Here is a 26,396-nt window from a genome sequence, read left to right as displayed (position 1 = left end):
ATCAATTTCAACTAGGAGGACTTATGACACGCACTAAAAATATGTTTATATTTTGCATTATGTTACTAACGATCATAATTGCAGGATGTAGTAAAGAAGAGAAGAAAGAAAATGATACATCAGCTAAAGCAAAAGATTCATATACGATAAAACATGCAATGGGCGAAACGACAGTAAATGGTACGCCAAAAAGAGTTGTTGTTTTAACAAATGAGGGTGCTGAGGCACTTTTAAGTGTTGGAGTAACGCCAGTTGGAACTACAAAACCACGAGCTGGTGATGAATGGTATTCTCATTTAGCGAAAGAGTTAAAAAATACGAAAGTAGTAGGAACAGAGCGTGACATTAATTTAGAGGCAGTAATGAAGCTTAAGCCGGATTTAATTATCGGAAATAAAATGCGTCACGAAAAAATATACGAGCAGTTAAAAGAAATCGCGCCAACAGTATATGCTGAAACATTGCGCGGTGATTGGAAAGAAAACTTTACGCTTTATACAAAAGCTGTAAATAAAGAAAAAGAAGGACAAAATGCTCTTAATGATTATAAAAAGCGTATTGCAGGAATAAAAGAACAATTAGGTGATAAAATTAACTCTAAAGTTTCAATTATTCGCTTCGTCCCAGGTGATGTTCGTATTTATCAAAAAAATTCATTCTCAGGCGTTGTATTAAATGATATTGGATTTAAACGACCACCACTACAAGATAAAGATGAATTTGCGATAAAAGGAATTACAAAAGAACAAATTCCAAATATGGACGGGGACTATTTATTCTATTTCACATCTGATAAAGATGCGGATAAGAATAATGAAGGAAACACGTTAGCGAAAGAATGGATAGAAGATCCGCTCTTTAAGCAGTTACAGGCTTCTAAAGATAATAAAGTATTCCAAGTAGATGAAGTGATTTGGAATACAGCAGGTGGTATTGTAGCTGCAAACCTTATGTTAGATGATATTGAAAAATATTTTCTAAAGTAAATAAATGGTCAAGTACATCACTGTAAATGAGTGATGTACTTTTTTTATTATAAAATACAGAAAATTCCTTCTTTTGAGCGTGGATAAGTTGTACAATTAAACCAATTCTGGAATAAAGGAGTGGGAATGAATGAAAGCTACTCATAAAGATTGGATTTTGTTTAATGGAAGAATTGTAAATACGAAGGAAGAACAGCCGATGATTCCATTGGAGGAGAGAGGCTTTCAATTTGGTGATGGTATATACGAGGTATTCAGACTATATGATGGGAAGCCACATTTATTAGATCTACATTTGGAACGATTCTTTAATTCTATGGAAGAAATAAAACTAATTCCACCTTTTACTAAGAAGGAGTTAGTGGAAGAGTTGCATCAAATGATTGAAAAAAATCAATTTCAAGAAGATGGGAATGTATATTTGCAAATATCAAGAGGTGCTCAAGCACGTAATCATGTATATGAGTCAAATATGCAACCAACATATTTTGCAAATATTGTTTCGTTTCCAAGACCAATTGCTGCTATGGAACGAGGAGTAAAAGTTACTGTAGAAGAGGATATAAGATGGAAGTTCTGTCATATAAAATCTTTAAATCTGCTACCTAATATTATGATTAAAAATAAAATAAACGAACAAGGCTATCAAGAAGCGATATTAGTACGAGATGGAATTGTAACTGAAGGGTGTCATTCAAATTTCTTTATGGTGAAGAATAATAAATTGATTACACATCCGGCTGACAATTTCATTCTACACGGCATTACACGTCACTTCGTTATTACATTAGCGAAAGAGTTACATATTGAAGTAGAAGAACGAGAATTTTCACTACAAGAAGTATATGAGGCTGATGAGTGCTTCTTTACAGCGACACCACTTGAAATATTCCCAGTCGTTCAAATAGGTGATGAACAGTTTAGAACCGGCGAAAGAGGATCGATTACAAAGAAACTCCAAGTTGCATATGAAGAAAGTATTCGTTTGTTTAAAGTTACGAACTAATATTGAAGAAAAAAGCTGGTATTCCTCCAGCTTTTTTTCATGATATAATTCAAGCATAGGACCAGATTTGAAAACGCTGTAAAAAGGGGATTTAATGTATGAATTATGAAGATTTTAAAGAAGTAATTCACGGTAGACGAAGTGTTAGGAAGTTCACAGAACAAGAAGTATCCACTAGTGATATAAAAGAAATTATTGATTGTGCTCGTTATGCACCGAGTGATACAAACTCACAAACTTGGGAATTCTTGGTCATTATGAACCGAGAGAAAATTAAAGAAATTGAACAAATGACATGGGATGCATTACATAAACTTGCGGCAAAAGCGGCAGAAAACGGAGAAGAGAAAGCAGGGAAATTACTTACACGTTCTTTCGGACCATATGCAACAGCTTTCTCGGAGGCGCCAGTATTAATCGTATGTTTGGCAACACCATATGAATCAAAGTTTCGTGAAAAGATTTTTGATCCAATTGCTTTTGTTCCAGATTCAGTTTGGGAAGAAGAAGGAATTAAGAGTAGCTGTTTAGCGGCACAAAACTTAATGTTGGCTGCATATGCGAAGGGGCTTGGTACTTGCCCGATGACAGGACCGGTATTGTTAGCTCAAGATGAACTACGACAATATTTACAAATTGAGCCTGAAAAACAAATAAATATGGTTATTTCACTCGGTTTTCCAAAAGATAAGCCGAAGAAACTTCCAAGGAAAGAAGTAGATGAGATTACAACATTTGTTTTTTAAAGCCCAAAATAAAAAGACATTGAATGAACAATGTCTTTTTATTTTGGACAGGTATGTAATTCATCTGTTGGGCTAAAATGATAGATAAGAGGGAATTACTATTTATTTCATAAAAAAAATTAATGTTCTATTAAGGAAAGTATGATACATTAATCGTGAGCAATATTCTATTTGTTCATGAAAGTGTAAAAAGTAGTCTTAAAATTTAAAAGTTATTTTTGTATAATAAATTATAATGAAATGACAGGGGGGATGAATTTTGAAAAAATTCATAATCACTGGATTGTCTGTATTGTTATTAGTTGGTTGCGGTGCTCCGCAGGAAAAAGAGGGTACACAACCAAAGCAGGAAGAAAAAGTTGTAAACGCAAGTAATGAGAATATAGTTGTATTTCCTGAAGGAGCAGTGCCAGTCGGAGAAGGAAAAGTAAAAGTCATTACACCAGATGGCACTTCTGAGAATGGTAATATACCGGCTGTATTCATCAAAAAGGATACTTTAATTCAGCAAGTTGAATTAGAGCTTTCTAATTTTCAAAACGATAAAGAAACATTTATATTTGTAGACCAAGTGTATGCAGATAAACATCAAGTCACTAGTACAACACAGACAACAGTACAATTAAAAGAAAAGACGCTTGAGACAGGTAGTCATACGATTACTGCAGTTCAGTATGAAAACAATGACCCAAAAGGAAAGGTTATTAGTTTAAATCAAGCAACATTTGAAACAAAACCAGCGTCATAAGAAGAATAAAAAGTACATTACTCAAAAAGTAGTGTACTTTTTTGTTTATATTAGAGGATGTCATAGTAAATCACTTGTTTCTACTATGACAGAGAAAGAGGCTGAAGATGTGAATCGGTGTATTTGTATCGTCTTTATTCGTATAACGATGTCATTAATTTGGTTTACGATACAAGAAGTAATTCAAATTACGCTCAATTAACAAATTCATGATTTGTTAAAAGGAGCTATTTGTTTTACCATTGTTTATCTATCATATGATAAACTCAGATTAAAGTAAGTTTTGAGGGAAATATGTAGGTGTTTCATTTGAAATGTCGAATAGTACATACGATGTCGTAATAACAAATTTTCTATTGTTTACTGTGAAACAGAAGAAGGGGAGATAGTAGTTATGAAACGAGCGCTTATTAATATTGATTATACATATGATTTTGTAGCTGAAAAAGGTGCTTTAACATGCGGGAAACCAGGACAAGAAATTGAGAAGGAAATTGTCCATATAACGAAGCAATATATTGAAAATGGAGATTACGTTGTCTTTGCGATTGATAAACACGAAGAAAACGATGTATACCATCCAGAATCAAAGTTATTCCCGCCTCATAACATAGCTGGTACAAATGGGAGAGATTTGTTTGGTGAATTACAAGAAGTGTACGAAACATATAAAAATGCAGAGAATGTATATTATATGGATAAAACACGATATAGTGCATTTGCAGGAACAGACTTAGAAATGAAGTTACGAGAAAGAGGAATAGAAGAAGTTCATCTTGTAGGTGTTTGTACTGATATTTGTGTTCTTCACACAGCAGTAGACGCTTATAATAAAGGATTTAAAATCGTAGTTTATAAAAAGGCAGTTGCATCTTTTAATGCGCAAGGACATGAATTTGCACTTGGACATTTTAAGTCATGCTTACATGCAGAAGTGAAGTGAAAAAAAGAGGCCTTTAAAAAGGTCTCTTTTTTCGTTTAAATTGTGACGACGTTTTGCTCGATTAGTTTTTTTATGAATGGACTAATTTTTTCTGGTAATCCATTTAAATTAAAAAATTGTACATGCAATGATTCAAACCCATCAGCTTTTAACGTACCACCTGTAATATTTTTGCAAAGGTATGCGATTGTTATAGGGTAAAATTCATCTCCGTTCGGTAATTTCACAAAAAATTCTTTTCCGGAAAATACATGTATTAACTGTAAAGTTCCTATTTCAATCCCTGTTTCTTCAAGAACTTCACGTCTTCCGGCTTCTTCTGTTGATTCACCAAGTTCAACAAATCCACCGGGAACACCCCAAACACCATTTCGCCTTTGTTGTAGTAATATTTGTCCTTGTTCATTGAAAACAGCTACAGCAACGCCAGCTAGATTGAGTGGTCTTGATCCAATAATTTCTCTTAGTTCTTCGATATAGCCCATTGTTAGTTAACCTCCGCGAGTCAAAATATTTTCAAATGAACAATTCGGCGTTGTGTTAATATTCCCCTTTTTGTTTAGGTAAGTATTGAGGTCTTAACATAAAGGCATTTATAAAAAATTCTATTGTTATCTCCCTTTAGATAATAAAAAAGGGTATATTTATAGAAGAAAGTGTAACAAGTTTTAAGGAAATCAAAAGGTATGACAATAAATTAGTTTTTCATGAAATTTTCATTAGTTAAGGGTGTGGATGGATGAGTGTATTAACGTATACTGAAGAATTTTTTAATTATGTAAGAGAGTTTTTACTTTTAAGATTTTTACTATTTGCTTTAGTTTTAATCATTATCTCTTTTGTAATCAACCGAATTATTGATTGGTTTTTTAGGAAATCAAGCTTTTTTGATGAAGAGGTAGAGCAAACGATTCAAAGTGTGATTCGATCTATTTTTAGATATATCATTATCATCAGTCTAATCATATATTTAATTAGCCAATTTGTAGATATAAAAAGTATCATTGCAGGTGCAGGGATAGCGGGAGTTGTTATTGGTTTTGCTGCACAACAGATGTTAAAAGATGTTATATTAGGCTTTGCGAGATTAGCGGACAAAGAGTTTCGTGTTGGCGATTTTGTTACTTTTAACGGAACAAATTCAGGAACAATTGAGGAAATTAGTATTCGTTTTATGCAAATTCGTGAATGGTCAGGAAAACTCCTTACGATACCACACGGAGAGATTAGGACGATACAAAATTTTAATAAAGGATGGATGCGCGTAATTGAACGGATTACGGTAAGCTATCAGGAAGACCCTACAAGAGTTAAGGAATTGTTAGAAGAAGTTTGTGTTAACTGCAATGAAAAATTCGCTCCAAATCTTTATAAAGTAGAAGATGAAGCTGTGGAACCGTTTAAATACGTTGGTGTTACAGATTTAAATCCGAATCTTAAATACGTTGGATATGAATTTTGTATTACAGGTTTAATAAAGCCGGAAGATTATTTTGAAATTTCTAGACAAGTAAGATTTGAATTAATGTCTATGTTCCATAAGAATCAAGTGCAAATGCCATCAGCAAATATGTTCATTACTACTGAAAGTATACAGCATGCCCATGGTGGACAATCTTTATCGGACAGCTAAAATAGAATAGTTTGTTAACAAAAATCTAGCTTCCAACATTGGATAGAAAAACAATAATAAAATGATTAAAATAAAGAAAGAACTGAAGGAATTCAGTTCTTTCTTTATTTGTAGAATTTAGAAATTTCTTAATGTTATAATGATAGATGGTGATGAAAATGAACTTTGAAGAAAAAGAGATGTATCGTTTAGAAGCATTAAAAGCAATTGCAGAATTATTAAATGAAGCAACAGACTTACAAGACATGTTAGAAAAAGTGTTACATACATTGTTACAAGTTATGAATTTACAAACAGGGTGGATTTTTTTTATTGATGAAAGTGGAAAGCAACGTATGCTTGTAGATGAAAACTTACCGCCAGCTCTTACGTGGCAAGAGAAGAAGCCAATGTGTGAAGGAGACTGTTGGTGTGTAGAGCGCTTTGTGAATGGCAGATTGGAAAAAGCGACAAATATTATTGAATGTAAGCGAATAGAGGATGCGATTGAATGTAATTGGGGAGAGACCGAAGATGTTACGCATCATGCGACAATTCCCCTTAGGTCTGGATCGGAGAAATTTGGTCTATTAAATGTGGCCTCGCCTCAAAAAACACATTTTTCAGAGGAAGAATTAGCATTATTAGAATCGATTGCATTTCAAATAGGAACGACAATACAACGTATTCAGTTAGTGGAGAAAGAACGTAAATATGTAGTGGTAGCTGAAAGAAATCGATTAGCTCGTGATTTACATGATTCAGTAAAACAATTGTTATTTTCTATTATGCTAACAGCAAAAGGTACTTTAAATATGACGCAAGATAGAGACTTGCAAGAGATGTTGAGCTATATTGGAGAATTATCACAGGAAGCATTACAAGAAATGACACTTTTAATTTGGCAATTAAGACCGGAAGGATTAGAGAAAGGTTTAGCAGAGGCGATTAAAAATTATGGTAAGTTGTTAGGGATTCACGTGGAAGTTCGAATTGATGGAATGGTTTCAATTGGAGATGAAATAGAAGAAGTTTTATGGCGTATTAGTCAAGAAGCAATACATAATTGTAAAAAACACGCTTTATGTGAAAAAGTAAATATTCTTTTGAAAATAGAAAATAATCAGTTGTATTTTTACATAGAGGATAACGGAATAGGATTTATACAAGATCACGTAAGAGAGTCAGCGCTCGGTTTAAAAAGTATGAAGGAACGTATTCAGTTAATGAGGGGATCATTTCAAATAAAAACTGAGCTGAAAAAGGGTACGAAAATTGAAATTCAATTGCCGGTTTAAAGGGGAGAAGAAGATTGAAGATTAAATTACTACTAGTTGAGGATCATCATATCGTTCGAAGAGGACTTGTATTCTTTTTAAAAACGAGAGAAGAATTTGAAATAGTTGGGGAAGCAGAAAATGGTGAAGAGGCATTAACATTCATTCAAACGGAAAGACCAGATGTAGTATTAATGGATCTATCAATGCCGAAGATGGATGGTATAGAAGCAACAAAACGGATAAAAAAATATGATGAAACAATAAAGATACTTATATTAAGCAGTTTTTCAGAACAAGACTATGTTTTACCAGCACTAGAAGCTGGAGCAGATGGTTATCAATTAAAAGAAGTACAACCTGAGCAACTTGTTGCTTCTATCATTGCAGTACATCAAGGAAATGCGAATTTTCATCCGAAAGTAACACCGGCACTATTAGGACGGTCAGCAGAAAAGAAAGAAAAAGAAAACCCTTTTTCCATGTTAACGAAAAGAGAGCAAGAAGTACTTCGTGAAATCGCGAAAGGGCGAAGTAATAAAGAAATTGCAGCAGAGCTTCATATTACAGAACAGACTGTGAAAACACATGTTTCAAATGTTTTAGCTAAATTGGAAGTAGATGATCGTACGCAAGCTGCATTATATGCGGTGAAGCATGGAGGAAATAATAAATATGAATAATTATGTACCATGTAACGACAGAATACATAGGAGTATTTAAAATTTATCAAGCTATTTGCGGGCTTATAATCAGTGGGAGATGTACAATACTCTCACTGATTAAAGTTTCAATTTATAGTAGTGCCAAATAAAGGTTTTTCTTCTTTCGATAATTAGGTACAATAAAGCTACGATGGAAGGGGAAGATATGCTATGCCAGGTACAAGAAGTGGGATTGGTAAGATTCAGGCTTCGTTAAACGGTTTATCACCGAAATTGCGAAGTATTGCCGAACATATATTGAAACATCCACAAGATGTTGTACATAAATCTATTACAGAATTAGCTGAAGTTACGAATAGTTCTGAAGCTACGATATTCCGCTTATGTAAGCACCTTGGTTTTCAAGGTTTTCAAGATTTAAAGATTACATTAGCTCGTGAAATTGTACATACTCCGATGCAAAATATTCATGAAGAAGTATCGGCGGAAGATAGTATGGTAACTGTTGCTAAAAAAGTTTTTCATTCGCATATTACAGGACTGCAAGATACATTACATTTGCTAAATGATACAGCGCTAGAGCAAGCCGTAAAGGTATTACAAGACGCAAGTCGTATTGAGTTTTATGGAAATGGTGGTTCTGGTATTATTGCGATGGATGCATATCATAAATTTATGAGAACGGGTATTTCTTGTATTGCTCATACAGATTCACATTTTCAAATTATGGGTGCGGGTTTACTTACTAAAGAAGCAGTGGTCATTGCAATTTCTCATTCTGGTAGCAATAAAGGGTTACTGGAAGCGTTAGAAGTAGCAAAAGCAAGGGGTGCTAGCATTATTGCAATTACGAGCTATCAGAAATCAGCATTAAGTCAACTTGCTGATATTACATTATATACTTCAACACGTGAGACGGAATTCCGCACAGAAGCAAGTTCATCAAGATTAGCACAGTTAAGTTTATTAGATACTTTGTACGTTGGGTTATCGTTACAACGCCAAGAAGAGACGTTGCAAAATTTACAAAGTATACGTGAAACAATTTCGATGAAACGAATATAAAAAGTCCTTCAGTTGAAGGGCTTTTTATATTGGCCAATAGTCTTTTGTGAAAATTTGATGATTATAATTTCCTGTTTTAAAAAATCTTTATTAATTGAGTCTCATACTCCGCACATTGAATTCTAATAAGCTTATATATGGATGAAATTTCAGTTTTCCTTCAAATATAGTAAGAAAACATTTGGTTAATAATTCAAATATTGTTCAATATTTAACAATAGGCTTTTAAAATTACATGTTATGATGAACATGTAATGATGATTGAACACTTAAATTTGGCATAATGATTAGCCGAACCAGTGAAGACAGAAGTTGTGAGATGAACTCATTAAAATTCTAAAACACTAAAGGGGAGATCACATATGAAAGCAGTAGTAGTTAATAAAAATAGTAAAGCAAACATTGAAGTTATTGAAAAGGAATTACGTCCGTTACACTCAGGTGAAGCGCTAGTAGATGTAGAGTATTGTGGGGTTTGTCATACTGATTTACACGTTGCAAATCATGATTTTGGAAACACAGATGGCCGTATTCTTGGTCATGAGGGTGTAGGTATTGTTACGAAAATTGCTGATGATGTAACTTCACTAAAGGTAGGTGACCGTGTAAGTATTGCATGGATGTTCCAATCTTGTGGACGTTGTGAATATTGCGTAACAGGTAGAGAAACATTTTGCCGTGAAGTTAAGAACGCTGGTTATTCAGTAGATGGTGGTATGGCAGAACAATGTATCGTTACAGCTGATTATGCGGTGAAAGTACCAGAAGGATTAGATCCTGCTCAAGCATCATCAATCACATGTGCGGGCGTAACTACATATAAAGCGATAAAAGTATCAGACATTAAACCTGGTCAACCTATCGTCATCTATGGTTGTGGTGGATTAGGTAACCTAGCTATCCAATATGCTAAAAACGTATTTGGTGCAAAGGTAATTGCAGTAGATATTAATGACGATAAATTAGCGTTAGCAAAAGAGGTTGGTGCGGATATGACTATCAATCCAATTTCTCAAGGTCCTGCTGATAAGATTGTTCAAGATGAGTTTGGTGGTGCTTATGCTGCTGTAGTAACAGCCGTTTCTAAAGTAGCATTCAACTCAGCAGTTGATGCAGTACGTGCTTGTGGTAAAGTCGTTGCAGTAGGTTTACCAGTAGAAACTATGGATTTAAACATTCCGCGACTTGTACTAGATGGAATTGAAGTAGTTGGTTCTCTAGTCGGTACTCGTAAAGACTTAGAAGAGGCATTCATGTTCGGTGCAGAAGGAAAAGTAGTGCCGGTTGTTCAAACTTGTTCTCTAGATAAAGTACAAAATGTATTCGAAGAAATGGAAGAAGGTAGAATTCAAGGACGTATGGTAATCGATTTTAAACAGCATAATTGTGATTGCAAATAATTCACTTTAAATATAAAAAGCATGAGTCTAGCTAAAGACATGTAAAAAAGTTAGACAGCAGAAAGAAGATGATCCCTGCATTCAACAGGAATCATCTTCTTTTCATTCCACTACTATCAATGTCGACTAACGAGAAAGGATTAAAGGTTCACTTTATCTACAAACGAAAAAGAATCTTTACTTTTAACAAATTTTTTATGATTTGGAACGGTTTGAATTGCTACAACTTGCGAATCTCTTGCTTTCAGTGCATCTTGAATCCCGATTGTCATAAGCTTAATAAATAGAATCGTAATAAAGAATGAAACGAGAGTATACAAAATAATCCACCATGAAATATTCATTTCATAACGATTTAATCCAATAAGGCCTGCCCAATCATTCGATAGAGAAACAGGTTTGAGTACTCCGTCATAGAGTTCACGCATTTGTATCCCACCAATTATAATATCAAGCAACGCTAAATGGATAACGAGTATGAGAGTTTGGACGATATGTTCCATAAATAAAACAAATAAGCGGTCAAGTAATAAGACTCGTAAGTGTTTTTTGATAATATGAAAACGGCTAGCACCCAGTAATTGTGAACTTAAAATATAATCTTGTTTCATAAATTCATCAACCTCTGAGGATATATATAAAGAAAGTGTAGGCAGAGCGACGAAAATAAGTACAAGTACTTGATAAAATGCAAATGAAATATTTGGATCTAATCTATCAGCATTTGATATGATTACAATATTAACGGGCGTGATGAGTATAAATGCGATAAATAAAGTAGGAATATAGTAAAACACTTCTGAGCATGCCTGGAAAAATCTCTTGAATTTTGGAGCATATAAACTTAAGAGAATTCCTATACATGTTCCGAATAAAATTCGAAAGAAGCTAATTGCCACAGCTAATAAGATAGTGAATTTTGCTCCTTCTATAATTTGTAAGAAAACAGACTCTCCAAAACGATCAGATCCAAAAGGCGGTATTAACGATGGTGGAAAGGGGGCCTTTCCAAGTAATTCGTTATTGTCATTGTAAAGTAACTGAGGAGGTTTTGGGATGTTATCTTTAAAGAACCAACTATAAATAAAACTAGCTGAAACAAGTATGAATAAATAAGTAAAGCCGATTAAAAAGCGTTTTGATTTCCAAATAGATTTCATAAAGCTGCTCCTTTCAATTGCTTTTGCCATCTATTCATCATGAAAGAGATTATTTGAAAAATGGCATAAAACGGTAAGATAATCATGACAAGTATGATAAATGCAGCTGGAGGTGAAATAAACGCCTTTTTAAATAAAAATTGAATAATGCCTTGCATATTAAAAACAAATTCTAAAATAAATAAGTTAGAAAGTAAGAAAACAAAAATCGTTTTTAAATGGTGGAAGAAGTGGATAGATATATTTTTGAATAAATGAATGCATAGTATATAACTTGATGAAAACCCTTTTCCATATGCAACCTCTACGTAATGTTTTCCATGTTCTTCTTTTATGTATAACACCATCATCCGAAACATTTGTAATGTAGGTAAGACAGCTAAAGATAAAATAGGGAGTAAATAAGCTCGATTTTCATTAAAAGAAATAATGGTGACAGGTAATTCCCCGAATTTCCGCAGTAACCATATGAAAAATATTTGTAAACAAATCATCATCATCATATCAGGGACAGCTTCTAATATGAACACAATTCGGTTTATCCATTTTTTTATATAATCTTTTGCTAAAAAATAAAAAAATGCCATGCTAGATGAGATAAAGAGCGCAAGCAAAAAGGCTACAAATAATATAATAAACGAATATAGGTAAGGTTCTAAAACAGTTGGAAATAATGGTGTTGTTTTTAAATGACCAAACTTTGGGTCTGATCCTATAACCAACAATGATTCAGGTGAGAAAACCTGTTTTAACATAGTAACGATCTGGTTAAAAAAATAAATTGGTTGAAAGGTGAATCCTTGTTGAGTGATAAATAAATAAGGTAAATTTAATAATAGTAACAGTGATAAAAGAATGGATGAAAGCTTAATTGTGAATTGAGATATTTTATGTAACATTAAATCCCTCCGACATCTTTTTACAACATTATACAATAATGTCTAAAATATTGTTTTATTTTTCTGAAAAATATAAATACTATTTGATTTTATAGCATGGAACATATATTTACAAGTTAATAAAGTGATAGTAGGATACGCGCTCTAAGACTATTAAGAGAAAAGTACGAGAGAACTTAATACAATAAAAACGAGCAAAGTGCACAAAGTTTCCATTGAGGAGGTAGTTGCTGTACAACTCCTTTTTCATGCAAATAAGTAGAATGTATGGAAGGAGTATATATGTGTTGTTAATGAAAGAAAAAGAGTGTGTTGCGCAACGAATAGAACGCAACTTTACCGCAGGGAAAAGCTAAATTTAGTATGTAAGTGAAATGGAATGAGGGGATTTATTTTTTGTGATGAAAAAAATTTTCTTTTTAAAACTTGATTAATGAAAAAATATTTTATATACTAATTCATGTAAACGGTTTACTAGTTCGTATTTTACTAGAAACGAAGGGAAGATTCGCATGGAAACAAGGGGGAGAGTAATCGGGATTGATATCGGTACCACAAGTACAAAAACGGTTGTGTTCACAGAAAAAGGAAAAGTCGTTGCATCACATGCAGTTGATTATCCAATTATTCAACCGAACGTCGGATGGGCTGAGCAAGATCCTGATGTAATATGTGCTGCTGTATACAAAACTGTAAGCGTTGCCATTGAAAAAGGTAACGTGTTACCAGAAGATATTTCGTCAATCGGTATTAGTACAGCGATGCACTCATTAATTGCAGTAGATGAAAACAGTACGCCATTAACGCGTTCTATCATTTGGGCAGATAATCGAAGTACGAAGCAATCAGAAAAATTATTACAACATATGAATGGGCATGAAATTTATAGACGAACGGGTACACCAGTTCATCCGATGTCGCCGCTTTCTAAATTATTGTGGATGAAAGAGGAAGAGCCAGAATTATATAGGAGCGCTTATAAATTTATTTCCATTAAAGAATATGTTATTTATCAATTATTTTCACGCTACGTAGTGGATTATTCAATTGCATCTGCTACTGGGTTATTTAATTTAGAAACATTAAACTGGGATGAAGATGTTTTAACGATGTTACATATGTCACCAGAACAATTATCAACACCTGTGCCAACTACATATATTTTATCGGGTATGAAACCTGAATTAGCACAGAAGATGGGCATTCGTGAAGATACGCCAGTTGTTATTGGTGCAAGTGATGGTGTTCTTGCGAATGTAGGCGTTGGGGCAATATCGCCTGGCTCAGCTGCAATTACAATTGGTACAAGTGGTGCAGTTCGAACAATTTCATCAAGTGTTAATACAGATGAAAAAGGAAGAACGTTTTGTTATGCATTAACAGACGAGCACTGGGTGATTGGCGGACCAACGAATAACGGCGGAATATTACTGAGATGGTTACGTGATGAATTTGGTAGCCCGGAACAAGAAGTTGCAAGGAAGCTTGGCATTGATCCGTATGATTTATTAATTAAGTATGCGGAAAGTGTACCAGCTGGAGCGGGTGGATTGCTATTTTTACCGTTTCTATCTGGAGAACGTGCACCTTACTGGAATGCAAATGCTCGTGGTACATTCTTTGGAATAAACCTTCAGCATAAACGAGAACATTTTATACGTGCAGTCATGGAAGGTGTTTGTATGAGCGTATATTCTGTTGCACTCGCAATCAGGGATTGTACAGGGCCACTTACTGAAATACGCGTTTCAGGAGGTTTTGCGAAATCTGCATTTTGGAGACAAATGTTATCCGATATGATGGGAAAAGAATTGCTTGTTCCTGAAAGTCATGAAGCATCTGCGCTTGGGGCAGCGGCAGTTGCTTTATATGCTGTAGGAAAAATTGATTCTCTTGAAGAGGTAAAGGATTGGATTGATATTGTTCATCATCATGTACCGAATAAAGAAAATACGGCTATATATTTAGAAATGTTTTATATGTATGAACGACTTTACAATCGCTTGAAAGAAGAATTTGATTGTATAGCTGCTTTCCAACGTAAACAATAGGGGGATTGGGAGAAATGGTAGTTGGAATCGTACTAGCGGCAGTTGTCATACTACTTTTACTTATTACGGTAGTAAAATGGCATCCGTTTGTCGCGTTAATATTAACAGCAATTGGTGTAGGGCTAGCAATGGGAATGCCATTGATTGGAACTTCACCAAAAGATCCAGGGATTATCGATTCTATTAAACTAGGGCTTGGTAATACGTTAGGGTTTTTAGCGATAGTTTTAGCATTAGGAACGATGCTTGGAAAAATGATGGCCGAATCTGGCGGTGCTGAACGAATTGCTACCACATTAATAGATCGTTTTGGGAAGAAACGTGTTCACTGGGCGATGATGTTCGTTGCATTTTTAGTAGGGATTCCAGTATTTTTCCAAGTTGGATTTGTACTACTAATTCCATTAGTATTTACAATTGCGTTAGAAACAGGGGTATCGCTTATTACAATTGGTATTCCACTAGTAGCAGGACTATCTGTTGTACACGGACTCGTTCCACCGCATCCGGCAGCGATGGCAGCGGTAGGTATTTTTAAAGCAGATGTAGGGAAAACAATTTTATATGCATTAATTGTCGGACTTCCAACTGCAATCATTTCAGGTCCGCTTTACGGGAAATGGATCGGTGCTCGTATACATAAAGAAGTACCATTAGATATAGCGGAGCAATTTATTGAAAGAGATAAGAAGAAGGAACTTCCTAGTTTCGGAAATACATTGTTTACTATTTTACTTCCAGTATTTCTTATGCTAGGTGCATCGATTGCGGAAGTAGGGCTAAGCAAAACAAGTCAACTTGCACAAGTATTGCACTTCATTGGAGATCCAATAGTCGCGTTATTAATTGCAACGATATATTCTTTCTTTAGTCTTGGTTATGCAAAAGGTTTCTCAAAAGATAAAGTATTACAATTTACAAATGATTGTTTAGGGCCAATTGCGAACATACTGTTAGTTATTGGTGCAGGCGGTGCGTTTAATAAAGTATTATTAGATTCTGGAATTGGAACGACAATCGCAGAAATGGCGAAAGAATCTCATATTTCACCGATATTATTAGGTTGGGGAATTGCGGCACTTATCCGAATTGCGACTGGATCTGCTACAGTTTCTATGATGACAGCAGCTGGAATTGTAGCACCGATTGCAGCAAGTACACCAGGTGTAAATGTTGAACTACTAGCACTTGCAACAGGTGCAGGTTCATTAATTTTATCACATGTAAATGATTCTGGGTTTTGGATGATTAAAGAGTATTTCGGAATGACTGTGAAAGAAACATTATTAACATGGACTGCAATGGAGACGATATTATCTGTTGTAGCACTTGGGCTAATTTCATTATTAAATATATTTGTATAGAATGGGAGATTGATTAATATGAAACTAGGTTTAATTGGATTAGGAAAAATGGGATTCCCATTAGCAGAACATTTATATGAAGACAATCATGAAGTAGTTGTATATGACGTTAATAAAGAACTTGTTGAAAAAGCAGGGGCTTTAGGGATTACTGCTCGTCATACATTAAAAGAAATGATTGCTGAACTAGAAGCTCCTCGTAAAATTTGGGTAATGGTACCTGCGGGAGAAGTTGTTGAATCGGTACTAAAAGATGTATATCCATTATTAGAAGAAGGCGATATCGTTATTGAAGGCGGAAATTCATTCTATAAAGATACGTTACGCCGTGCTGAAGAAGCGGAAAGCTTTGGTTTACATTACGTAGATATCGGTACATCAGGCGGTGTAGAAGGAGCTAGATACGGTGCTTGCTTAATGGTTGGTGGAGAAAAAGAAATTTACGATCAATTAGAACCTTTATTTAAAGATTTAGCAGTAGAGAATGGGTATTCGTATGCTGGTCGCGTCGGAAGTGGTCATTTCTTAAAAATGGTTCATAACGGTATTGAATACGGTATGATGCAAGCAATCGCTGAAGGCTTTGAAGTGTTAGATAAAAGTGATTTTGATTTCAATTATGAAGATGTTGCAAAAGTATGGGCAAACGGATCGGTTATCCGCGGTTGGTTAATGGACTTAACTGAAAAGGCATTTGCAGATGATCCAAAACTAGATGGCATAAAAGGTGTGATGAACTCTTCAGGAGAAGGGAAATGGACTGTGGAAACGGCACTTGAACTTCAAGCGGCAGCGCCGGTAATTGCAATGTCATTATTTATGCGCTACCGTTCTCAAGAAGATGATACATTCCACGGAAAAGTAGTTTCAGCTCTTCGTAATCAGTTCGGTGGACATGAAGTTGTGAAAAAATAGGAAATGATTTTTGAAAGAAACTTGTGCAAAGGCGCAAGTTTCTTTTTTATAGTGTAAGAAATTTCTAAATTGAAAATACCAATCAATCATTATTTATTTGTACTGGATGTATCAAATATATAGTGAAGCATGAAAGATGTCCCAACATAAAAATAAGAATAAATAAAATGAAATTTTCATAAATAGTAAAAGGATGATTATGTCATCAATGTAGCTATGAAGTGGTGTTACATATGAAAAGAGCGTGTTAATAAAATATGAGGTGGTTAAATGGGAAATGAGCAAGTGAAGAATGCAGGGAAAGAAAAAAAGTTATGTCTTTGTATGATTGTTAAAAACGAGTCTAGAATTATGGAAAGATGTTTAAATGCTACAAAATCAATTGTAGACTTTGTTTCTATTTGTGATACGGGATCAACTGATCATACACCCGAAATTATTGAAAATTGGTGTAAAGAAAATGAAATCCCAGGAACAGTTCATCATGAACCATTTAAAAACTTTGGTTATAACAGAAGTTTAGCTGTTTCATTGGCACAAAAAACATATCCAGAAGCAGATTATTTATTAATATTAGATGCAGATATGATATTAGAAGTTAATCCTGAGTTTGATAAGACTAGTTTAACGGAAGACCATTATCTTACATTGCAATATGATATTCATATTAAGTATTGGCTTACACGCCTTTTGAAAGCTTCTTTACCATGGAAATCTGTCGGTGTTACTCATGAGTATTGGGATATAGATCGTTCCAAAGTTGGTGCGAATTACAATACGAGAGTAGCAAGGTTAGAGACGCTTGTCGTTAACGACCCTGGTGATGGTGGTAGTAAAGCTGATAAATTTGAGAGAGATGAGAGATTATTGTTAGAAGGGATTAATGATCCAGAAACAACGCCTGATTTGCATATAAGATATTTATTTTATTTAGCCCAAACTTATTTTCATTTAAGTCAATTTGAAGATTCGATTAAATGGTACAAAAAAAGAGTGGAAGCAGGGGGATGGGTTGAAGAAGTTTTCTATTCGTTATTGCGAATAGGATTTTGTTATGAACAATTAGCAAACCGTTCGGCAAATCAGCAACATGAAGTAACAGAAGCGGAAGAAAAAGAAACTATGAAGAAGCAAGAAGAACAATATACAGCATTAGCAATTCTTTATTTTCAAAAAGCGTGGGAATACCGACCAACTAGAGCTGAACCATTATACCAACTTGCAAGAATGTATCGATTAAAATCTCAAAATAATATTGCTTTGATGTATGCCTTGCAAGGGAAGGAAGTTCCTTTTCCGAATAATGATCTTCTATTTGTAGATTACCATGTGTATGATTACTTATTTGACTATGAGATTTCTATAAGTGCTTTTTATATACCGCATAAAAAACATTTAGGTGCAGTGTCACAAAAATTTTTGGAATCGAAAAAAGAAGAGTTACCGTTGCATATAGCAAATATGGTAGAAAGTAATGCGAAATTTTATTAAATACAATTTCGGTTAAAGGAGTAGTGGAGTAATAATGGAATTAATACGATGGGCGCTAGAACTAGGAGAATCTGTGCATGGAAATACGTATGAAGAATTGATGCCACTACTAGATTATTATTATGATCGTGATCATTTAAAAGCGTATTGTATTGCAAATCTGCTTTTAGACATGGACGTAGCAGATGAGCATCGGCAAAGGATTGAATTAAGAAGGTGCATTGCTGCTTATTATGCTGGATTATATAAAGTAGCAAAAAAACATGCAAATGAGCTTTTACTTAAATATCCGGATGTGGATTTGTATAAAAATAATTTAAGGCTAATGGAAGCTTATTTGAATAAAGAATATGATTATTGTCTTTTTATATGCCCAAAGACGTATGGTAGTTTCATAGATGTCGCGCGAGCTTTGAAATGGCGATTGGAGCAGGAGGGAAATACAGCAATTATTTCAGAAACAATACTAGAAAATGTGAAAAATACAATTGTTTTTGGAGCGCATACATATGCACATAACCCGAATCTACTTCCGAAAAATGCAATTATTTATAATTTAGAACAGCTATATGAAGGAAGCCCTTATGCGCACCCCCTTTATTTAATGTTATTAAAAGATAAGGAAATTTGGGATTATAGTAAACAAAATATAGCATGGTTAAAACAAAAAGGTGTAGGAAAAGAAATAAGACATATAGGAATGAACTATGCCCCAACTTTGGAAATAAAAAAAGATGCATTTGAAGATGAGGTAACTGAAGACATCGATATACTGTTTATAGGTGCTCTTAATCCGAGGCGGCAAGCTATTTTAGATCAATTAAAAGCAGTTGCCCCCAATTTAAATATTGTTTTTAAAAATAATGCGTGGGGAATTGTTAGAAATGAGTTGATCGCTAGGTCTAAAATTATATTAAATATTCATTTTTACTTATCAGGAATTCTTGAAACACCTCGAGTTTCTTATGCGGTGGCAAATAAGAAATTTATTATTTCGGAAAATAGTAATCCAGAGGACGAGATAGAGTGGCCAGGAATTGTGTTTACTCCATACGAAAAAATAATAGAAAATATTATGAAATATGTAGCTTTACCAGAAGAGCGTATTAAATTAGCAGAAAAAGCGTATAACCATTTTGAAGCGAAAGGAAACATTGGCATACTGTGTCATAAAGAGGAGGAAAAGTAATTGTGAAGAACTCATACTTTCGTATGAGTTCTTTTTTTCGTCTATCATACTATTTTATCAAGCTAGTTCCCTCTTTATATTGTGTTTTGTATAGAAATTTCTGATAATATATAAGTATAACTGAAAAACAAAGGAGAGAAATAATTATGAAACTAGTCGTTATTAACGGTACTCCAAGAAAATTCGGTAGAACTCGTGTGGTGGCGAAATATATTGCTGATCAATTTGAAGGGGAGTTATACGATTTATCAGTAGAGGAACTGCCTTTATATAACGGGGAAGAATCACAACGTGAATTAGAAGCGGTAAAAAAATTAAAGGCATTAGTGAAAACTGCAGACGGTGTAGTACTATGTACACCTGAATATCATAATGCAATGAGTGGGGCGTTGAAAAATTCGTTAGATTACTTAAGCAGTAGTGAATTTGTTCATAAACCTGTCGCATTACTTGCAGTTGCTGGAGGCGGTAAAGGTGGCATTAACGCATTAAACAATATGCGTATTGTTGCTAGAGGGGTGTACGCAAATGCAATCCCAAAACAAGTTGTGCTTGATGGACTTCATGTACAAGACGGTGAACTTGGAGAAGATGCAAAACCATTAATTCATGATTTAGTTAAAGAATTAAAAGCATATATGAGCGTATATAAAGAGGTGAAAAAACAACTAGGAGTTGAGTGATATGTCATCTCTGTATAAAGATTCACGCTTGTATTTCATTCTAGGGGCCAATAGTCTATCAGCTATTGGCTCCGGTATTGTTATGATAACGATTCCGTGGTTGTTAATTAAAGAGAATGGAGGAGAGACAACGTTTGGTTATGTCTCCATCATCGCAACTCTTATTATGTTTTTATTAACACCGTTTATCGGGCAGAGTATTGATCGTTTTTCAAGAAAATCTTTATTATTATGTAATGAAGGTATTGGGATAGTCATTATAGGGATGATGGCTATATGGGGATTTACTGGGCAACCTTATCATTCTATTCACTATATTCTTATATATATAGCAGGGTCATTTTACTATTTATTATTTTATCCTACAATATTTGCGTTTAACCAAGAGATATTTCAAGCAGAACATTATAAAAATTTAAGTGGAACAATGGAAATACAAGGACAGTTAACTCAAGTTATTTCAGGAGCGGCTGCTAGCTTCCTTATTGAAATCATTTCTTTAAAATGGATTTTGTTAGTAGATATGTTAACTTTTGCAGGAGCATTTTTCCTTTTCTTATGTATACCGTACGTAAAGAAAAAGGAAGTAAAAAGGAAAGTAACATTTAAGAAGCAATTGTTCGAAGGGATTCACTTTATGCAAAAGCGTCCGAAGTTCTTTTGGTTTTTACTGGCGACTTATATGCCGTTTATCGGTGTCATGATGGCAAATTATTTAATCCCGGTATATATTTCAGATCTATTAAAAGCCAGTGCCTCAGTATACGCAATAGAAGGTATGATGTACGGCGTCGGAGCGGTTCTTGCGGGAATAGGTATTCCAATTATGATGAAATATATAAAGATAGAAGTTTCAATCGTCATGACGATGCTCATTTATGTAATTTCAATTACCGCAATGATTATTGAACCTTCCGTAATGTTGTTATATGGACTTGCAATTTTTCATGCAATTGGCAATGCAGGTACAAGAGTGGCAAGAAATGTATTGATGATGGAGGAAATTCCAAACGAAGTAATGGGACGTGTAGACAGCTTATTTCGATTAATTGGTACAGGAATACGAATTGTATTATTAATGCTGTTTACAGCTGGTGTATCTAAAACTGGGGTAATGCTCCCTTTTTACGTATTAAGCTGCATATTGATTTTTTCATTAGGAATCGCAATTTATTATGTACTTTCACAACGTAAAGTAGGGACGAACGTTTCAAATAAATCAATCGTATAAAGTGAAACTTTATACCGTGGGGGTTCTGTTCACCCCTCACCAATCGGGCTTTTACGGGCAGCCCGAATCCCACCTAACTTCTTTGCTTTCGCTGAATTTTGAGTTGGGGGTCTTACTGCCCAGCAAATAGCGGGATAAAAAATACTTCTGCCTCCCTATCTTTTTCTATATAATAAAAAGAAAGGGAGTGCAAACTTATTTATGAACAAATGGATATTGCTTATAATCTTATTACTACCGCCACTATACATTCTTTATATGACGTTTCGAATGAAGAAAGTTGCTCGTGAAAAATTGAGTAATCACTCTCCATACGTTCTTATATTAGGCGCAAAGTTATTTGGAGATAGACCGTCTTTATCTCTTCAAAACCGTTTGGATGTAGCGTTGGAATATTTATATTCCCATCCTGAAGCGAAAGTAATTGTTTCAGGTGGTCAAGGGGAAGATGAAGATATACCGGAAGCTCATAGTATGAGAAACTATTTAATGGTACATGGTATAGATGAGAATCGTATTTTAATAGAAGATCAATCTACAAATACGTATGAGAATGTAAAGTTTAGTATGGATTTATATGATGTGAAACATGCGGTAGTTGTAAGTAATACGTATCATTTATATAGAACGAAAATAATCGCAAAGCGTTTAGGCATGAAGATGGAGGCACTAGCTGCTGAAACACCAATGCGCTCTAAGAAAAAAATGTATGTACGTGAATATGCTGCAATAATGAAAACAATATTGTTCGACCGTTAGAGCTCAAATGTGGGCTCTTTTTTAATTATAAAGCGTATCATTTGAAATGAATGCCGTATTCCATCAAAATAAAGGAAACAACATTAAAGGAGCTGTATTTGTGATTCAATTTAATCATGTGTCAAAAGCGTATGAAGATGGCACGAAAGCAGTGGATTCATTGCATTTAGAAATTAATAAGGGAGAATTTTTTGTTCTCATTGGTCCGAGTGGTTGCGGGAAAACAACGACAATGAAAATGATTAACCGTTTAATTGAAACGACTGAAGGATCTATTTTAATCGATGGAAAAGATATTCAACAATATAATATTAATGAATTGCGTTGGAATATAGGATACGTATTGCAGCAAATCGCTTTGTTTCCGCATATGACAATTGCAGAAAACATTGCAGTTGTTCCTGAAATGAGAAAATGGAGCAAAGAAAAAATAAAAGCTCGTGTCGATGAGTTGCTACAGATGGTCGGGCTAGATCCAGACGTATATCGCGATCGTATGCCTGATGAATTGTCAGGAGGGCAAAAGCAGCGCGTTGGTGTCGTAAGGGCATTAGCCGCAAACCCGAAAATCGTTCTTATGGATGAACCGTTTAGTGCGTTAGATCCATTAAGTAGGGAACAGCTTCAGAAGGATATCGTACAATTGCAAAAAAAGATTCAAAAAACAATTGTGTTCGTAACACATGATATGCAAGAAGCGTTATCGCTTGGAGATCGTATTTGTATTATGAAAGAAGGAAAAGTTGTTCAATTAGATACACCAGAAGGTATTATACATAATCCGAAAAATGAGTTTGTAGAGGAGTTCATTGGAAATCGTGGACGACCTTGGTATGAGGGGAAAAGTATAGAAGATGTATTACCACTTGATAAAAGTATGCGGATAGAAGGGGATGCACTATCATTGCATTCTTCTTTACAAGAAGCATTAATTCGTGTACGAGCTGACGAAGTCGTTCCAGTTGAAGAAAATGGTCAATATGTTGGAGCTTTAACAAGTCGTCATATTGTTAATTACATTGTTGAACAAATGAAGGAAAGAGGCTAAACAGTGACTGATTTTATACAAACGTTCCAAGAGCGAAAAATAGAATTACTAACTGCATTAAGTGAGCATTTACAAATATCGCTTATTTCACTATTTTTTGCAGTAATTATTGCGGTGCCACTTGGCATTTTATTAACGAGAAAACAACGAATGGCTGAATTTATAATAGGAACTTCTGCAGTTATGCAGACTGTCCCATCACTGGCATTACTCGGACTTTTAATTCCGTTAGTAGGAATTGGAAAACTTCCTGCCATTATTGCATTAGTTGTGTATGCACTATTACCTATTTTACGAAACACATATACAGGAATAAGGGAGTTAGATGAATCTTTAATCGAGGCAGCGAGAGCTATGGGGATGAATAGCTGGAGAAGACTGTGGAAGGTAGAACTTCCTCTTGCTTTACCAATTATTATGGCCGGTATTCGTACGGCGATGGTATTAATTGTTGGAACAGCTACATTAGCAGCTCTTATAGGTGCTGGTGGGCTCGGAAAACTCATATTACTTGGTATCGATCGAAATGATCATGCGCTTATCATTTTAGGGGCCGTACCAGCCGCGTTACTCGCTTTATTTTTTGATGTAGTACTTAGAGTGCTTGAGAGTCCAAAACGCTCCTCTAAGCGTATTATATTGACGATATGTATTACTTGTATAATGATTGCTTCTCCCTTTCTTTGGAACACACAAAAGAAAGATATTGTTATTGCCGGCAAACTTGGATCAGAACCTGAAATTTTAATTCAAATGTATAAGCAACTTATCGAACAAGATATCGATTTACACGTAGAATTAAAACCAGGTCTTGGAAAAACAGCATTTGTATTTGAAGCATTGAAATCAGGAGAAGTAGATATATACCCTGAATTTTCAGGAACAGCTTTATCTACTTTCGTGAAAGAAGAGCCAAAAAGTACAAATCGGGATGAAGTATATGAGCAGGCTCGCATTGGAATGGAAAAGAAATATAATATGGTTATGTTGAAGCCGATGGAGTATAACAATACATATGCACTAGCTATGCCGAAAAAAATAGCAGATCAAAATAATATAAATACAATTTCTGATTTAGGAAAAATGGCACAGGATGCTAAAGTAGGATTCACATTAGAATTTGCTGATCGTGAAGACGGTTATAAAGGAATGCAAAAATTATATAACTATAAGTTTTTAAATGTGAAAACGATGGAACCGAAACTACGTTATAGTGCAATTCAATCAGGGGATGTTAACGTAATCGATGCATATTCAACTGATAGTGAACTTGAGCAGTATGGACTGAAAGTGCTACAAGATGATAAAGGGTTATTCCCACCGTACCAAGGTGCACCATTATTAAGAAAAGAGACGTTACAGAAATATCCTGAACTTGAAAAAGTATTAAATACATTATCTGGGAAGATTACAGATGAAGAAATGCGAAAAATGAATTATGAAGTAAATGTGAATGGAAAAAGTAGTGAAGAAGTTGCGAAACAATTTTTACAAAAAGAGAATTTACTTCGTTAATTTTACAAGAAATATACAAATTTATATGTATGAAATGACCGTTCATTACAAAATGAACGGTTTTTTTGTGCATACTTATACATTTTTTCAAAAAAGTATTCCATTTTTCTTCATTTTCTTTTAGAATAAGTAATGTTTTCCTGAAAAAATATAAGAGAAACGTCTATTAGAGAAAAAGGTGACTTTAATAGTTGAACGAACATAACACCTAGAATGACAGATGGGGTGGTACAAATAGAAAAGAAGTTAGGTTTTTTTCCATTAATTGCATTAGTAGTCGGAACGATGGTTGGTGGCGGTGTTTTTAGTTTACCGCATGATTTAGCAGTAGGAGCGAATAGCGGCTCTATAATAATTGGTTGGTGTATTACAGCGATGGGAATGATTCCACTCGCGCTCGTATATCAAACGTTAGCAAGACAAAAACCGGAGCTTGAGGGCGGAATTTATAGTTATGCACGTGCTGGTTTCGGAGAATATATCGGATTTAACAGTGCTTGGGGATATTGGCTAGCAGGAATTTTAGGAAACGTTGCAACAATCATGTTACTGTTTAGTACATTAGGTTATTTCTTCCCCATTTTTAAAGGTGGAAATAATGTTGCGTCTATTGTTGGAGCGTCACTTTTATTATGGACACTTCATTTTCTAATTTTATTTGGAATTCGTGAAGCATCTATTATGAATGTTATTGCAACGATAGGGAAATTAGTTCCAATCGTATTATTTATTGTTGTAATGGTAACAGCATTTCGCTGGGATACGTTTACACATGATTTTTGGGGAGAAGGAACTATATCAGTTTCCTCTATACTTGGTCAAGTGAAAAATACAATGCTTGTAACTCTTTGGGTTTTCATTGGGGTTGAAGGAGCGGTTGTATTATCTGGTAGAGCGAAAAATAGCCGAGATGTTGGTAAAGCGACAGTACTTGGACTTATTTTAGTAATGTCTATTTATATTTTAATTTCTGTCTTGTCTATGGGAGCGATGACAAGAGGAGAGCTTTCCGTGTTAGAAACCCCATCAATGGGACATGTATTAGAACATGTTGTTGGGACATGGGGCGCAGTTGCGATTAACATTGGGTTAGTTGCTTCACTTGTAGGTACATTAATAGGCTGGTTTTTACTTGTTTCTGAAATTTCCCACGTAGCAGGAAAAGATGGCGTGTTTCCGAAAGTCTTTACGAAAACAAATAAAAAACAAACGCCACATATGGCATTATGGATTTCAAATTGCGTTGCCCAAATTATATTTATAATCGTTCTGTTTTCAGAATCAACATATCAAATTATGTATTTCATAGCTTCAACATCAATTTTAGTACCATATTTATTATCAGCGTTATTCCAATTCAAATTAGTTATTACAAACGAACTAAAAGATGCAAAAGTAAAAAACGGCTCGTTAGCTTTAATTGCTTCTATTTATTCTGTATGGCTTCTATATGCAGCAGGTTTGAAAAATTTATTACTTGTTTCAATCGTGTATGGAATCGGGATTATTGTTTACATGTATGCAAGAAAAGAAAAAGGAAATCGTTGTTTTAAAGGTATTGAGAGATATGTAATGTGGGCAATTGTTATCGCAGCTATCACATCACTTTATATGCTATTAACTGGAAATATAAAAATGTAAAA

24 protein-coding genes and 1 pseudogene are annotated in these 26,396 nt (G+C 34.5%); 22 read left to right on the top strand and 3 right to left on the bottom strand.

Annotated elements, in window-relative coordinates; all coding sequences use genetic code 11:
- The first annotated feature begins 23 nt into the window (after positions 1-23).
- The 6 genes and pseudogenes from ILT06_RS18410 (at position 24) to ILT06_RS18385 (ending at position 4,429) form a co-directional block, all read left to right on the top strand.
- On the top strand, positions 24-986 hold the full coding sequence (locus ILT06_RS18410; protein ID WP_064477357.1) for an ABC transporter substrate-binding protein: 963 nt from the start codon (positions 24-26) through the stop codon (positions 984-986).
- 130 nt (positions 987-1,116) lie between these two features.
- Positions 1,117-1,992 (top strand): D-amino-acid transaminase, encoded by an 876-nt coding sequence (dat, locus tag ILT06_RS18405; RefSeq protein ID WP_064477356.1) that lies wholly within the window; start codon positions 1,117-1,119, stop codon positions 1,990-1,992.
- Positions 1,993-2,090: 98 nt separating this feature from the next.
- Positions 2,091-2,738, top strand: coding sequence for a nitroreductase family protein (locus ILT06_RS18400; RefSeq protein WP_064477355.1), 648 nt, complete (start codon positions 2,091-2,093; stop codon positions 2,736-2,738).
- A gap of 259 nt (positions 2,739-2,997) precedes the next feature.
- Positions 2,998-3,486 carry a hypothetical protein gene (locus ILT06_RS18395; RefSeq protein WP_064477354.1) on the top strand — a complete coding sequence of 163 codons (489 nt, stop codon included), beginning with the start codon at positions 2,998-3,000 and terminating at the stop codon, positions 3,484-3,486.
- Between the two features lie 85 nt (positions 3,487-3,571).
- Positions 3,572-3,766 (top strand): annotated as a pseudogene (locus ILT06_RS18390) (hypothetical protein).
- A 114-nt stretch (positions 3,767-3,880) separates the two neighbouring features.
- Entirely contained in the window at positions 3,881-4,429 is a 549-nt protein-coding gene (locus ILT06_RS18385) for a cysteine hydrolase family protein (RefSeq protein WP_098102801.1), read from the top strand.
- A 35-nt stretch (positions 4,430-4,464) separates the two neighbouring features.
- Here ILT06_RS18385 and ILT06_RS18380 read toward each other — a convergent pair whose 3' ends face one another.
- The gene (locus ILT06_RS18380) at positions 4,465-4,914 is read right to left on the bottom strand and encodes an NUDIX hydrolase (protein ID WP_064477352.1); all 450 of its coding nucleotides are present in this window, start codon (positions 4,912-4,914) and stop codon (positions 4,465-4,467) included.
- Between the two features lie 254 nt (positions 4,915-5,168).
- Between ILT06_RS18380 and ILT06_RS18375 the strand changes: the two genes are divergently transcribed.
- The 5 genes from ILT06_RS18375 to adhP all read left to right on the top strand — a co-directional run bounded on the left by ILT06_RS18375 (position 5,169) and on the right by adhP (position 10,448).
- Positions 5,169-6,062, top strand: coding sequence for a mechanosensitive ion channel family protein (locus ILT06_RS18375; protein WP_064477351.1), 894 nt, complete (start codon positions 5,169-5,171; stop codon positions 6,060-6,062).
- A 158-nt stretch (positions 6,063-6,220) separates the two neighbouring features.
- Positions 6,221-7,339, top strand: a complete 1,119-nt coding sequence (locus ILT06_RS18370; protein ID WP_459553592.1) for a GAF domain-containing sensor histidine kinase — start codon at positions 6,221-6,223, stop codon at positions 7,337-7,339.
- 14 nt (positions 7,340-7,353) lie between these two features.
- Complete coding sequence (locus tag ILT06_RS18365; protein ID WP_064477349.1) at positions 7,354-8,001, top strand: response regulator; 648 nt, start codon at positions 7,354-7,356, stop codon at positions 7,999-8,001.
- A gap of 192 nt (positions 8,002-8,193) precedes the next feature.
- Positions 8,194-9,048 carry a MurR/RpiR family transcriptional regulator gene (locus tag ILT06_RS18360; protein WP_048563126.1) on the top strand — a complete coding sequence of 285 codons (855 nt, stop codon included), beginning with the start codon at positions 8,194-8,196 and terminating at the stop codon, positions 9,046-9,048.
- 362 nt (positions 9,049-9,410) lie between these two features.
- Positions 9,411-10,448, top strand: a complete 1,038-nt coding sequence (gene adhP, locus ILT06_RS18355) for an alcohol dehydrogenase AdhP (RefSeq protein WP_064477348.1) — start codon at positions 9,411-9,413, stop codon at positions 10,446-10,448.
- Positions 10,449-10,588: 140 nt separating this feature from the next.
- Here the strand turns inward: adhP and ILT06_RS18350 are convergent, their stop codons facing one another.
- Positions 10,589-11,608: an ABC transporter permease gene (locus tag ILT06_RS18350; protein WP_000836586.1), complete on the bottom strand. Its 1,020-nt coding sequence runs from the start codon at positions 11,606-11,608 to the stop codon at positions 10,589-10,591.
- Positions 11,605-12,507, bottom strand: coding sequence for an ABC transporter permease subunit (locus tag ILT06_RS18345; RefSeq protein ID WP_000902494.1), 903 nt, complete (start codon positions 12,505-12,507; stop codon positions 11,605-11,607). The genes ILT06_RS18350 and ILT06_RS18345 overlap by 4 nt, the downstream gene beginning before the upstream one ends.
- A 512-nt stretch (positions 12,508-13,019) precedes the next feature.
- Here ILT06_RS18345 and gntK point away from each other — a divergent pair.
- The 11 genes from gntK (at position 13,020) to ILT06_RS18290 (ending at position 26,394) form a co-directional block, all read left to right on the top strand.
- A complete protein-coding gene (gene gntK / locus ILT06_RS18340; protein ID WP_088046801.1) occupies positions 13,020-14,558 on the top strand; it encodes a gluconokinase in 1,539 nt (512 codons plus the stop codon).
- 14 nt (positions 14,559-14,572) lie between these two features.
- Positions 14,573-15,922: a GntP family permease gene (locus tag ILT06_RS18335; protein ID WP_064477346.1), complete on the top strand. Its 1,350-nt coding sequence runs from the start codon at positions 14,573-14,575 to the stop codon at positions 15,920-15,922.
- Positions 15,923-15,940: 18 nt separating this feature from the next.
- Positions 15,941-16,837 (top strand): phosphogluconate dehydrogenase (NAD(+)-dependent, decarboxylating), encoded by an 897-nt coding sequence (gene gnd, locus ILT06_RS18330; protein WP_064477345.1) that lies wholly within the window; start codon positions 15,941-15,943, stop codon positions 16,835-16,837.
- A 270-nt stretch (positions 16,838-17,107) separates the two neighbouring features.
- Positions 17,108-18,328, top strand: coding sequence for a tetratricopeptide repeat-containing glycosyltransferase (locus ILT06_RS18325; protein ID WP_064477344.1), 1,221 nt, complete (start codon positions 17,108-17,110; stop codon positions 18,326-18,328).
- Between the two features lie 34 nt (positions 18,329-18,362).
- Complete coding sequence (locus ILT06_RS18320) at positions 18,363-19,517, top strand: CgeB family protein (RefSeq protein WP_064477343.1); 1,155 nt, start codon at positions 18,363-18,365, stop codon at positions 19,515-19,517.
- A gap of 146 nt (positions 19,518-19,663) precedes the next feature.
- On the top strand, positions 19,664-20,200 hold the full coding sequence (locus ILT06_RS18315; protein ID WP_046955699.1) for an NADPH-dependent FMN reductase: 537 nt from the start codon (positions 19,664-19,666) through the stop codon (positions 20,198-20,200).
- A gap of 1 nt (position 20,201) precedes the next feature.
- Positions 20,202-21,431, top strand: a complete 1,230-nt coding sequence (locus tag ILT06_RS18310; RefSeq protein WP_088046803.1) for an MFS transporter — start codon at positions 20,202-20,204, stop codon at positions 21,429-21,431.
- Between the two features lie 201 nt (positions 21,432-21,632).
- A complete protein-coding gene (locus ILT06_RS18305) occupies positions 21,633-22,190 on the top strand; it encodes a YdcF family protein (protein WP_064477341.1) in 558 nt (185 codons plus the stop codon).
- A 100-nt stretch (positions 22,191-22,290) separates the two neighbouring features.
- Complete coding sequence (locus tag ILT06_RS18300) at positions 22,291-23,238, top strand: ABC transporter ATP-binding protein (protein WP_064477340.1); 948 nt, start codon at positions 22,291-22,293, stop codon at positions 23,236-23,238.
- A gap of 3 nt (positions 23,239-23,241) precedes the next feature.
- Positions 23,242-24,753, top strand: coding sequence for an ABC transporter permease/substrate-binding protein (locus ILT06_RS18295; RefSeq protein ID WP_103655309.1), 1,512 nt, complete (start codon positions 23,242-23,244; stop codon positions 24,751-24,753).
- Positions 24,754-24,966: 213 nt separating this feature from the next.
- A complete protein-coding gene (locus ILT06_RS18290; protein WP_000129472.1) occupies positions 24,967-26,394 on the top strand; it encodes a basic amino acid/polyamine antiporter in 1,428 nt (475 codons plus the stop codon).
- Positions 26,395-26,396: the final 2 nt, after the last annotated feature.

This window comes from Bacillus sp. 17RED48 (assembly GCF_019837545.1).
GTDB lineage: Bacteria > Bacillota > Bacilli > Bacillales > Bacillaceae_G > Bacillus_A > Bacillus_A wiedmannii.
Note: the sequence above shows the minus strand (reverse complement) of the source record. Positions and strands in the feature narration are given on the sequence as shown.

Excerpts from the sequence above, each read along its gene's own strand:
- ILT06_RS18410 (WP_064477357.1), top strand. The coding sequence starts at position 24 with ATGACACGCACTAAAAATATGTTTATATTTTGCATTATGTTACTAACG.
- dat (WP_064477356.1), top strand. The coding sequence starts at position 1,117 with ATGAAAGCTACTCATAAAGATTGGATTTTGTTTAATGGAAGAATTGTA.
- ILT06_RS18400 (WP_064477355.1), top strand. The coding sequence starts at position 2,091 with ATGAATTATGAAGATTTTAAAGAAGTAATTCACGGTAGACGAAGTGTT.
- ILT06_RS18385 (WP_098102801.1), top strand. The coding sequence starts at position 3,881 with ATGAAACGAGCGCTTATTAATATTGATTATACATATGATTTTGTAGCT.
- ILT06_RS18380 (WP_064477352.1), bottom strand. The coding sequence starts at position 4,914 with ATGGGCTATATCGAAGAACTAAGAGAAATTATTGGATCAAGACCACTC.
- ILT06_RS18375 (WP_064477351.1), top strand. The coding sequence starts at position 5,169 with ATGAGTGTATTAACGTATACTGAAGAATTTTTTAATTATGTAAGAGAG.
- ILT06_RS18370 (WP_459553592.1), top strand. The coding sequence starts at position 6,221 with ATGAACTTTGAAGAAAAAGAGATGTATCGTTTAGAAGCATTAAAAGCA.
- ILT06_RS18360 (WP_048563126.1), top strand. The coding sequence starts at position 8,194 with ATGCCAGGTACAAGAAGTGGGATTGGTAAGATTCAGGCTTCGTTAAAC.
- adhP (WP_064477348.1), top strand. The coding sequence starts at position 9,411 with ATGAAAGCAGTAGTAGTTAATAAAAATAGTAAAGCAAACATTGAAGTT.
- ILT06_RS18350 (WP_000836586.1), bottom strand. The coding sequence starts at position 11,608 with ATGAAATCTATTTGGAAATCAAAACGCTTTTTAATCGGCTTTACTTAT.
- ILT06_RS18345 (WP_000902494.1), bottom strand. The coding sequence starts at position 12,507 with ATGTTACATAAAATATCTCAATTCACAATTAAGCTTTCATCCATTCTT.
- gntK (WP_088046801.1), top strand. The coding sequence starts at position 13,020 with ATGGAAACAAGGGGGAGAGTAATCGGGATTGATATCGGTACCACAAGT.
- ILT06_RS18335 (WP_064477346.1), top strand. The coding sequence starts at position 14,573 with ATGGTAGTTGGAATCGTACTAGCGGCAGTTGTCATACTACTTTTACTT.
- gnd (WP_064477345.1), top strand. The coding sequence starts at position 15,941 with ATGAAACTAGGTTTAATTGGATTAGGAAAAATGGGATTCCCATTAGCA.
- ILT06_RS18325 (WP_064477344.1), top strand. The coding sequence starts at position 17,108 with ATGGGAAATGAGCAAGTGAAGAATGCAGGGAAAGAAAAAAAGTTATGT.
- ILT06_RS18320 (WP_064477343.1), top strand. The coding sequence starts at position 18,363 with ATGGAATTAATACGATGGGCGCTAGAACTAGGAGAATCTGTGCATGGA.
- ILT06_RS18315 (WP_046955699.1), top strand. The coding sequence starts at position 19,664 with ATGAAACTAGTCGTTATTAACGGTACTCCAAGAAAATTCGGTAGAACT.
- ILT06_RS18310 (WP_088046803.1), top strand. The coding sequence starts at position 20,202 with ATGTCATCTCTGTATAAAGATTCACGCTTGTATTTCATTCTAGGGGCC.
- ILT06_RS18305 (WP_064477341.1), top strand. The coding sequence starts at position 21,633 with ATGAACAAATGGATATTGCTTATAATCTTATTACTACCGCCACTATAC.
- ILT06_RS18290 (WP_000129472.1), top strand. The coding sequence starts at position 24,967 with ATGACAGATGGGGTGGTACAAATAGAAAAGAAGTTAGGTTTTTTTCCA.